Origin of the sequence: Streptomyces sp. NPDC091282 (assembly GCF_044757385.1) — a bacterium.
In the GTDB taxonomy this organism is placed as follows: Bacteria; Actinomycetota; Actinomycetes; order Streptomycetales; family Streptomycetaceae; genus Streptomyces; species Streptomyces gramineus.
In genome coordinates, this window is record NZ_JBIVUX010000002.1 from 1,523,748 (window position 1) to 1,532,206 (window position 8,459).

The 8,459-nt window shown below is 71.4% G+C and carries 7 protein-coding genes, 1 tRNA gene and 1 rRNA gene; 6 read left to right on the forward strand and 3 right to left on the reverse strand.

Annotation, left to right across the window (positions count from 1 at the left end; translation table 11 throughout):
- Positions 1 to 397: 397 nt before the first annotated feature.
- The 6 genes from ACIQOE_RS13675 to ACIQOE_RS13700 all read left to right on the forward strand — a co-directional run bounded on the left by ACIQOE_RS13675 (position 398) and on the right by ACIQOE_RS13700 (position 7,379).
- Complete coding sequence (locus ACIQOE_RS13675; RefSeq protein ID WP_401411505.1) at positions 398 to 3,157, forward strand: SpoIIE family protein phosphatase; 2,760 nt, start codon at positions 398 to 400, stop codon at positions 3,155 to 3,157.
- Between the two features lie 219 nt (positions 3,158 to 3,376).
- Positions 3,377 to 4,171: an SDR family NAD(P)-dependent oxidoreductase gene (locus ACIQOE_RS13680; protein WP_401411507.1), complete on the forward strand. Its 795-nt coding sequence runs from the start codon at positions 3,377 to 3,379 to the stop codon at positions 4,169 to 4,171.
- Between the two features lie 191 nt (positions 4,172 to 4,362).
- The gene (locus ACIQOE_RS13685; RefSeq protein WP_401411509.1) at positions 4,363 to 4,848 is read left to right on the forward strand and encodes a peroxiredoxin family protein; all 486 of its coding nucleotides are present in this window, start codon (positions 4,363 to 4,365) and stop codon (positions 4,846 to 4,848) included.
- Positions 4,849 to 4,950: 102 nt separating this feature from the next.
- A complete protein-coding gene (locus ACIQOE_RS13690) occupies positions 4,951 to 5,526 on the forward strand; it encodes a TetR family transcriptional regulator (RefSeq protein ID WP_351326608.1) in 576 nt (191 codons plus the stop codon).
- A 199-nt stretch (positions 5,527 to 5,725) separates the two neighbouring features.
- Complete coding sequence (locus tag ACIQOE_RS13695; RefSeq protein ID WP_399010948.1) at positions 5,726 to 6,748, forward strand: methyltransferase; 1,023 nt, start codon at positions 5,726 to 5,728, stop codon at positions 6,746 to 6,748.
- 61 nt (positions 6,749 to 6,809) lie between these two features.
- Positions 6,810 to 7,379: a TetR/AcrR family transcriptional regulator gene (locus ACIQOE_RS13700; protein ID WP_401411511.1), complete on the forward strand. Its 570-nt coding sequence runs from the start codon at positions 6,810 to 6,812 to the stop codon at positions 7,377 to 7,379.
- Positions 7,380 to 7,441: 62 nt separating this feature from the next.
- Here ACIQOE_RS13700 and ACIQOE_RS13705 read toward each other — a convergent pair.
- The 3 genes from ACIQOE_RS13705 to rrf all read right to left on the reverse strand — a co-directional run.
- Positions 7,442 to 7,514, reverse strand: a tRNA-Thr gene (locus tag ACIQOE_RS13705).
- 76 nt (positions 7,515 to 7,590) lie between these two features.
- Positions 7,591 to 8,253: a DegT/DnrJ/EryC1/StrS family aminotransferase gene (locus ACIQOE_RS13710; protein WP_401411588.1), complete on the reverse strand. Its 663-nt coding sequence runs from the start codon at positions 8,251 to 8,253 to the stop codon at positions 7,591 to 7,593.
- A 113-nt stretch (positions 8,254 to 8,366) separates the two neighbouring features.
- Positions 8,367 to 8,459 (reverse strand): 5S ribosomal RNA (gene rrf / locus ACIQOE_RS13715); the annotation flags it as partial.

Genomic DNA, 8,459 nt, shown 5'->3' on the forward strand with positions numbered 1-8,459 from the left:
TCGACCGTCACCACTGTGCCCGTACCACTGTGCTCGGATGCCGCCGTGGTCGGCGTACCGCCGACTTCGGCGTGCGTACCCGTTACTACTGGGTATTTCTGCCAGATCGGATCCGGCCGCACCAGGGGCTGCTGCCCGCCGCGGCCGCGGCGCACTCAGCCTGCCCGTACCTTCATCAGAAGCTTGCCCAGTGTTTCACCCCGTCCGAACCAGGCCATAACAGTTCGGCAGCTTCGCACACCGTCCGCACACCCGGGGGGCGTAAAGACCGGCGACCGGCATCCGCTCGGACGGCGAAGGTAAGTAACCTTGCATGCGGCTGTCCAGCCGCGCCGGTTCGTTCGGCCTGGGCGGTGGCAGGAGACCGAGCGGGCATTCGGAGGGGCGGCCGCAGACCATGACCACCGGAGTGATCCCCGGGGGACACAACCCGGAGCCACGGCCGACGGGCGAGCGGATGCCGCAGCAGCGGCACGAGCCGGCCGGCCAGGGAAGTCCGCATGTCGAGACCCGGTCGAGGAGTTCTGTGATCACCGCGCGCGCGGCCGCCAGCTTCGAGCCCGTCGGGCGATCGGTCGCGAGCGCCCGGGCCTTCGTCCGCGACACGCTCCAGGGCTGGGGCTTCGCCGACGTCGTCGACGACGCGGTGGTCCTCACCAGCGAACTGGTGACCAACGCGGTGGTGCACGCGGGCACCCACGCCGACGTCCTGTGCCTGCGCGCCGACGACGGGGTGCGCATCGAGGTCGCCGACCGCTACCCGGAACGCGAGGTCCCGCTCCAGGGCTCCGCCGTCAACATGGGCAGTCCCGACCGCGAGGGCGGCCGGGGCCTCCAGCTGTGCGCGGCCCTCGCCGCCCGCTGGGGTGTCGAGTACACGTCCACGTACAAGAACGTCTGGTTCCAGCTCGACCTCCCCGAGCGCCCGGTGGGCACCCGCGCGGCCGGCCCGTCCCTCCCGGCGGACCTGCTGCCCCTCGCCGACGGCCGGGTCCGCGTCGCGGTCGTCCAGATCGACCGCAAGGGCTCCATCACGGCCTGGAACGAGGACGCCGAGGAGATCTTCGGCCACACCTCCGCCGAGGTCACCGGCAAGCCGCTGACCGACCTCGCGGCCTGGCCGCACACCCCGGGCACCGGCACCGGCGTCGCCGAGGCCCTGCAGCTGTCCCGCTGGGAGGGCAGCTACGGCATCCGCGGCGCCGACGGCCGCGTCACGCCCGTCTACGCCTCGCACCTGCGGGTCCGCGACACCGGCGGCGAGCCCTCCACCGTCTGCCTGCTGGTGCGCGACCACGAACGCGCGGTCCTGCAGACCCCGCTGCGGCTGCCCGCCGCCGACGGCGGCGGCGGCGCCCAGGACGGCCAGAGCACCGACCCCTTCGAGGTGTTCATCGGCTCGCCGGCCCCGGACGACCTCGACGGCCTCCTCCAGCGCACGGTCGAACGCGCCCGCGACATGCTCGACGGCGACTCCGCGTTCCTGCTCCTGGCGACCGACGACGAGACCGAGCTGGAGGTCCGCGCCTCCACCGGACTGCCGTCGGCCCGGCAGCGTTTCGCGCGCGTGCCCGTCGAGGCGGGCCCCGGCCGCTACGGCTCGGCCCGGATGCCGGCCGTCCACGACGACCTGACGGCCGTCCCGGGAGCGGTCCCGCTGCTGGGCGGCACCGGCATGCGCTCGGTCGTCACGGTCCCGCTGAAGGTGGAGGGCCGGCTGACGGGCTCGCTGGGCGTCGCCGCCGAGTCCCCGGGCAGATACTCCAACGAGGAGGCGCTGCGCCTCCAGTTCGCGGCCGACCGGATCGCCCTGGCCGTGGAGTCGGCCCGCCTGGGCGAACTGGAGCGGCTGCGCCGCGGCTCGCTCAGCTTCCTGGTCGAGGCCTCCGACCTGCTCGCCGGCACCCTGGACCGCGACCAGACCCTCGCGCTGATGGCGCAGATGACCGTTCCGACCCTCGCCACCTGGTGCGCGGTCTACACGATCGCCGACCAGGCCTCCGAGCCGTACCTGTCGTACGTCCTGCACGAGGACGAGGAACTCATCGACGGCATCAAGTCGTTGCTCGCCAAGGTGCCCCCGCCGGACCCGGTGCCCACCCCGGGCGCCCGCGTCTGGACGGCCCCCGGCGAACACGCCCACCAGGCCGCCCTGCGCAGTTCCATGCGCAGTCTGGGCCTGACCGGCGGTCCCGCCCGCCAGGTCTCCTCCGCCATCGGCCCGACCCTCGCCACCGCGTCGGCCGTGGGCGGCGAGATCGTCGTGCTGCCCCTGGTGGCCCGCAACCGCGTGATCGGCATGCTCACCCTGGGCAAGCCCACCGACGAGCACTTCCGCCAGGAGATCCTGGAACTGGCCGAGGACCTGTCCCGCCGGGCCGCCCTGGCCCTGGACAACGCCCGCCTGTACTCGGAGCGCACGGCCATCAGCCAGGCCCTCCAGCGCAGCCTGCTGCCTCCGGGCACCCCGCACATCGAGGGCGTCGAGGTCGAGGTCATCTACCGCGCGGCGGGCGAGGGCAACGAGGTCGGTGGCGACTTCTACGACGTCTTCCCCATCTCCGACGGCACGTACGGCTTCGCCATCGGCGACGTCTGCGGCACGGGCCCCAACGCGGCCGCCGTGACGGGCCTGGCACGGCACGCGCTGCGTCTGCTGGCCCGCGAGGGGCTCAGCGGCCCGGCGGTCCTGGAGCGCCTCAACTCGGCCATCCTGGACGAGGGCGCCCGCAGCCGCTTCCTGACCCTCCTGTACGGCGAGATGCGCCCGCAGGCGGACGGCAGCGCGGAGATGAAGGTGGTGTGCGCCGGCCATCCGCTGCCGTTGCGCCTGCGCCAGGACGGCACGGTGGAGGCCGCCGCCGAACCCCAGCCGCTGCTCGGTGTCATCGAGGACCTGGAGCTCTACGAGCAGACGGTCACCCTGGACCCGGGCGACGTCCTGCTGTGCGTCACCGACGGCGTGACCGAACGCCGGGAGGGCACGCGCATGCTCGGCGACGACGGCCTCGCGGACGTCCTCACGACCTGCACGGGCCTGACGGCCGGCGCGGTCGCCGCGCGCATCATGCGCGCGGTGGAGCGCTTCGCGTCCGACGCGCCGTCGGACGACATGGCGATTCTCGCGATGCGGGTCCCCGGCCTCCAGAACGACTGAGCGTCCGGACGCACGGCCTCCCGGCCCCGCGCCGGCTCCGCCCGAGGAGTCCGGCGCGGGGCGCCTTCCCCAAGGGGCGGGCGACACCGTCGCGATTCTGGATCGCCCATTCAAGATCGCCTGCTACGCTCACTCCATCGACAGCCCGGACCGCCGGAAGGCCGGCCGCCCTGTCGTACCGAAATTATGTAATGATCATTCCAGAAAAGAGGACTCGTCATGGAGCTTCACCTCAAGGACAAGGTCGCCGTCGTCACCGGGGCGAGCAAGGGCATCGGCCTGGCCGTCGCGGAGGGCCTGGTCCGCGAGGGCGCCAAGGTCGTGACGGGCAGCCGCGCCTCCACCCCGGAGCTGGAGGCGCTGGCCGCCGCCCACGACGTCACGGTCGTCGCGGCCGACCTGTCCACCCCGCAGGGCGCGGAGACCCTGATCCGCCAGGCCGTGGAACGGCACGGCCGGATCGACGTCCTCGTCAACAACGTCGGCGCCACCTCACCCCGCGAGTCCTTCCTGGAGGTCACCGACGAGGACTGGCGGAAGGTCTTCGACCTGACCTTCTTCAGCGCCGTCCGCGTCAGCCGCGCCGCACTCCCCCACCTGATCGCCGCCGGTGACGCCGCCATCGTCAACATCAGCTCGATCAACGCCCGGCTGCCCTTCCCGATGGTCGTGGACTACTCCGCGGCCAAGGCCGCGCTCACCAACCTCAACAAGGCCCTCTCCGAGGAGTTCGCCCCGCAGGGCGTCCGCGTCAACGCCGTCGCCCCCGGACCCGTCCGCACCCCCTTCTGGACCGCCCCCGGCGGCTTCGCCGACGCCACCGCCGCAGCCGCCGGCACCACCGCCCAGGAAGCCCTCGACACCGTCGTACCGCAGAGCATGGGCATCACCACCGGCCGCATCACCGAACCGCACGAGGTCGCCGACCTCACCCTCTACCTCGCCTCCCCCCTCGCCGCCAACATCACCGGGACCGAGATCGTCATCGACGGCGGACAGATCAAGACCCTCTGAGGCGATCCCGCGGACACCCGGAGCGACGCCCGGCGGGCGGTCCCGAAGCGTCGCGGACCGCGCACGTGACCGTGATTACAGGCGCGTGCGGCACGCGCTCCTTCCGACGAGATAGAACGTTCTATACAGTTGGCCGCACGGACGGTCCGGCACCCCGCCGCCCGGCCTCGTTCCCTCTGAGAGGACCCGCCATGCCCGTGCCCGAGATCGGTACGCCCGCCCCCGACTTCACGCTCCGCGGCGTGCTGCTGGGAGACGACGGCAGCGTCGACCGACAGGACTACTCCCTGTCTGCGCACCGCGGAGCGCCCGTGGTGCTCGCGTTCTATCCCGGCGACGAGTCGGCGGTGTGCACCAAGCAGCTGTGCTCCTACGCCTCGGACCTGGACCGCTTCCGCGACTTCGGGGCGAACGTGTGGGGAGTCAACTTCAGCGACCTCGACAGCCACGAGCGCTTCGCCCGCAAGCGCGACCTGCGCTTCCCGCTGCTCGCCGACACCGACCGCTCGGTGGTGCGGGCGTACGGCATCCAGCTGCCGGGACTCGGCCTCAAGCGCTCGGTGTTCGTGATCGACGCCGACGGCATCGTGCGCTGGAAGCACGTCGCCCGCATCGGACTCACCTACCAGGACACCGAGACGATCACCAAGGAGCTGGCCGCGCTCACCCGGCGGTGACCGGCGGCCCGACCGTCGCGAGGCCCGGGTCGCACGCGATCCGGGCCCGGTGCGGCGGACATAGTTGATTGACTGCTCCACATAGCGCGTTAGGCTGGCGCCATGGCACGCACCAGGGAGTTCGACATAGACCAGGCCGTGGACCGCGCCATGGACCTGTTCTGGCGCCGCGGCTACGCCGAGACCTCCCTGCAGGACCTGCTCAAGGAGCTGTCCATCGGCAGCGGCAGCTTCTACGCGGCCTTCGGTTCGAAGGAGCAGCTCTACCTCCGCTCTCTGGAGCGGTACGCCTCCCTCCAGGCCGCCGGCCTGGCCGAGGCCGTCGACGGCACGACCGACATCCGCGTCGCGGTCCGCAAGGTGCTCGTCTCCCTCGTCGAGGCCGATCTGGCCGACCCCACACGCGGCTGCCTCGTGGTCAACGCCTCCACGCAGTGCGGCGACCTGCCCACCGCCGCGGACCGCGTCACGGCCGCCCTCCGGCAGGTCGAGTCGGCCCTGGCCGGCGCCCTGGAGCAGGCGCAGGTGCGGGGCGAGATCGCCGCGGACAAGGACCCGCGGGAGCTGGCCCGGTTCCTCACCACGTTCATGCAGGGCCTTCGCGTCGTCGGCCGGGGCCGCATGGGACGGGAGTTCGCGGAGGACGCCCTGTCCACCGCGATGCGCGCACTGGACTGACCGCCTCGGGGCCCGCCCGCGCCACCGCCGTCTCCCCGGGACCGGCACGCACCCCCTCCGGCACTGTGCCCGAAAAGGCAACCGACGTGGTCAGCGGGCCTTTTCCGGGCTCCGCCGCCCCTCGTGGCACGGCTCGACGGCCCGTCACCCATCGGGATCTGTTTAGCATTCAACTACCAACATCCTAGGGAGACACCACATGTCGGTCACCGACCCGATCACCCCTGAGCCGCTGCTCCAGCTCGGCCTCGGCTTCATGGCTTCCAAGACGCTGCTGAGCGCCGTGGAGTTGGGCGTCTTCACCGCGCTGGCCGACGGCGGCCGCGACCGGGACTCCCTCGCCTCCGAGGTGGGCCTGCACCCCAGGTCCGCCGCGGACTTCCTCGACGCCCTGGTCTCGCTCGACGTGCTGACCCGCGACGCCGAGGGCGTCTACCGCAACACCCCCGCAGCCGACGTGTTCCTGGACCGCGCCAAGCCGTCCTACGTCGGCGGCATCCTGGAGATGGCCAACAACCGGCTCTTCGGCTTCTGGAACAACCTCACCGACGCCCTGCGCACCGGCGCCCTCCAGAACGAGGTCGCGCAGAGCGGCGCCCCGTTCTTCGCCACGCTCAGCCAGGACCCGGTCGCCTGGCGGAACTTCCTCAACGGCATGAACGGCGTCAGCACGCCGCTCGCCGCCGCCCTCGCCGCCGACTTCGACTGGACCGGCCGCCGCCACGTCGTCGACCTCGGCGGGGCCCTCGGTGCCGTGCCGGCCGCCGTCCTGCGCGCCAACCCGGACATCACCGGCGGCGTCTTCGAACTCCCGCCCGTGGCGCCGGTCTTCGAGGAGTTCGTGGCCGCCCACGGCCTGACCGACCGCCTCGCCTTCCACGGCGGCGACTTCTTCACCGACGCCCTGCCCGAGGCCGACGTCTACGTCATGGGCCAGATCCTCCACGACTGGAACCTCGAACAGCGCCAGTTCCTGCTCAAGAAGGCCTACGACGCCCTGCCCGAGGGCGGCACCCTCATCGTCTACGACGCCATGATCGACGACGAGCGCCGCCACAACACCTACGGCCTGATGCTGTCGCTCAACATGCTCATCGACACCGAAGGGGGATCCGAGTACACCGTCGCGGACGCCACCCAGTGGCTCCAGGCGGCCGGATTCGCCAAGGCCGAGGCCCGGCCCCTCATCGGCGGCTACACCGCCGTGTACGCCACCAAGTAGCTCCGTCGGCGGGCGACGAGACAGACCGTTCTATGCTGACGGCATGCCGAAGGTAAAAGACGTGTCCGTACCGATTCGCCCCTCCCCGGCGCGAGAGCGACTTCTGCGCACCGCGAGCCGGCTCTTCTACGGCGAGGGCATCCGCGGGGTCGGGGTCGACCGTGTCATGGCGGAGGCCGACGTGGCACGGGGCACCTTCTACCGTCATTTCGACGGCAAGGACGACCTGGTCCGCGCCTATCTGGAGGCGACCGACCAGCAGATCCGGGACCGCGTCGCCGCGGCGGCGCGGGAGATCACCTCACCCGCGGACCTCCTGGTCGCGGTGGCGTCCGGGATCGGCGCGGAGGTGTGCGGCGCGGGATTCCGCGGCTGTCCGTTCATCAATGCCGCGGCCGAGTACCCGGATTCCGCAAGCGCGGTCCACCGTGCCGTGCTGGAGCACCGTGCGTGGTTCCGTGAGGTCCTGCGGGACGCCTTTCAGCGCCTCGGTGCGGCCGACCCCGGGCAATCGGCCGACGCGATGGTGGCGTTGCGCGACGGCGCGATGGTGGCCGGATACCTCGGCGACGCCCGGACCGCCGGCTCGGTCCTGCTGCACGGAGTCAGCGTGCTGGTCACGGCACGCTGAACACGCTCAATAGCCCGAACAAAGAAAAGCCCCGCCCGAAAGGGCGGGGCTTTTCTTGACGGAGCCCCCAAACGGAATCGAACCGTTGACCTTCTCCTTACCATGGAGACGCTCTGCCGACTGAGCTATAGGGGCCTGTCGCCTTTTCGGGGTTTCCCCCTCGGCAACGGAATAGATCATACCCCGAACAGACCCGGGTTCCCAAACCCGTTCAGAAGGCGGGTTGGAGCAGTCCGCCGAGCGCGTTGCACGCGGACACGATCCGCTGCATCTCCCGCTTCGTCAACGCGGCGTCCACCGGCAGCGCCAGCGTCGCGTCGGCCGCCAGCTCGGTCTCCGGCAGCGAGACGCAGCGCCGGAATTCCGGCAGCCGGTGCACGGGCGTCTTCACCGGCACCCGGCAGTCAACTCCCTTGCCCCGCAGAGCGCGCGCGAAGGCGTCCCGGTCGGGCCGGCCGTTCCCCGGCACCCGTACGACGTACTGCTGGTAGGTGTGCCCGTCGCCGCCGTCCGGCGTCCGCACCCCGCGGAGCTTCGCGTCGAGGTAGGCGGCCCGCTGACGGCGCTGCGCGATCTCGTCGTACGGCGCCTCGGACTCGCCCTGCTCCAGGACCAGCAGCCCGTGCCGCCGGCCGAGCGCCCGCAGCCCCTGGACGTCGGCCCAGCGTCCGAAGCGGTGCACGACAACCACGGCCGCGGACCGGGTGGTTACGGCTGCTTCCACCGCCGGGACGTCGAGGCAGTAGGTCACCGGATCTATGTCGGCGAACACCGGAAGTGCGCCGGCGAGTGTCACGGCCTCGGCGACCTCGGCGTTCCCGAAGGCCGGCACGATGACCTCGTCGCCGACTCCGACGCCGGCGGCCCTGAGCATTGCTGCAGTACCCATGCTGCGATGCTCGGCGCGCAACGTGAACTTTGCGTTACGCATACCAAAAAAGGGCTGGACCCGGAACGGAAGTTCCGGGTCCAGCCCTTTGAATGATTGTTCGGCGGTGTCCTACTCTCCCACAGGGTCCCCCCTGCAGTACCATCGGCGCTGTAAGGCTTAGCTTCCGGGTTCGGAATGTAACCGGGCGT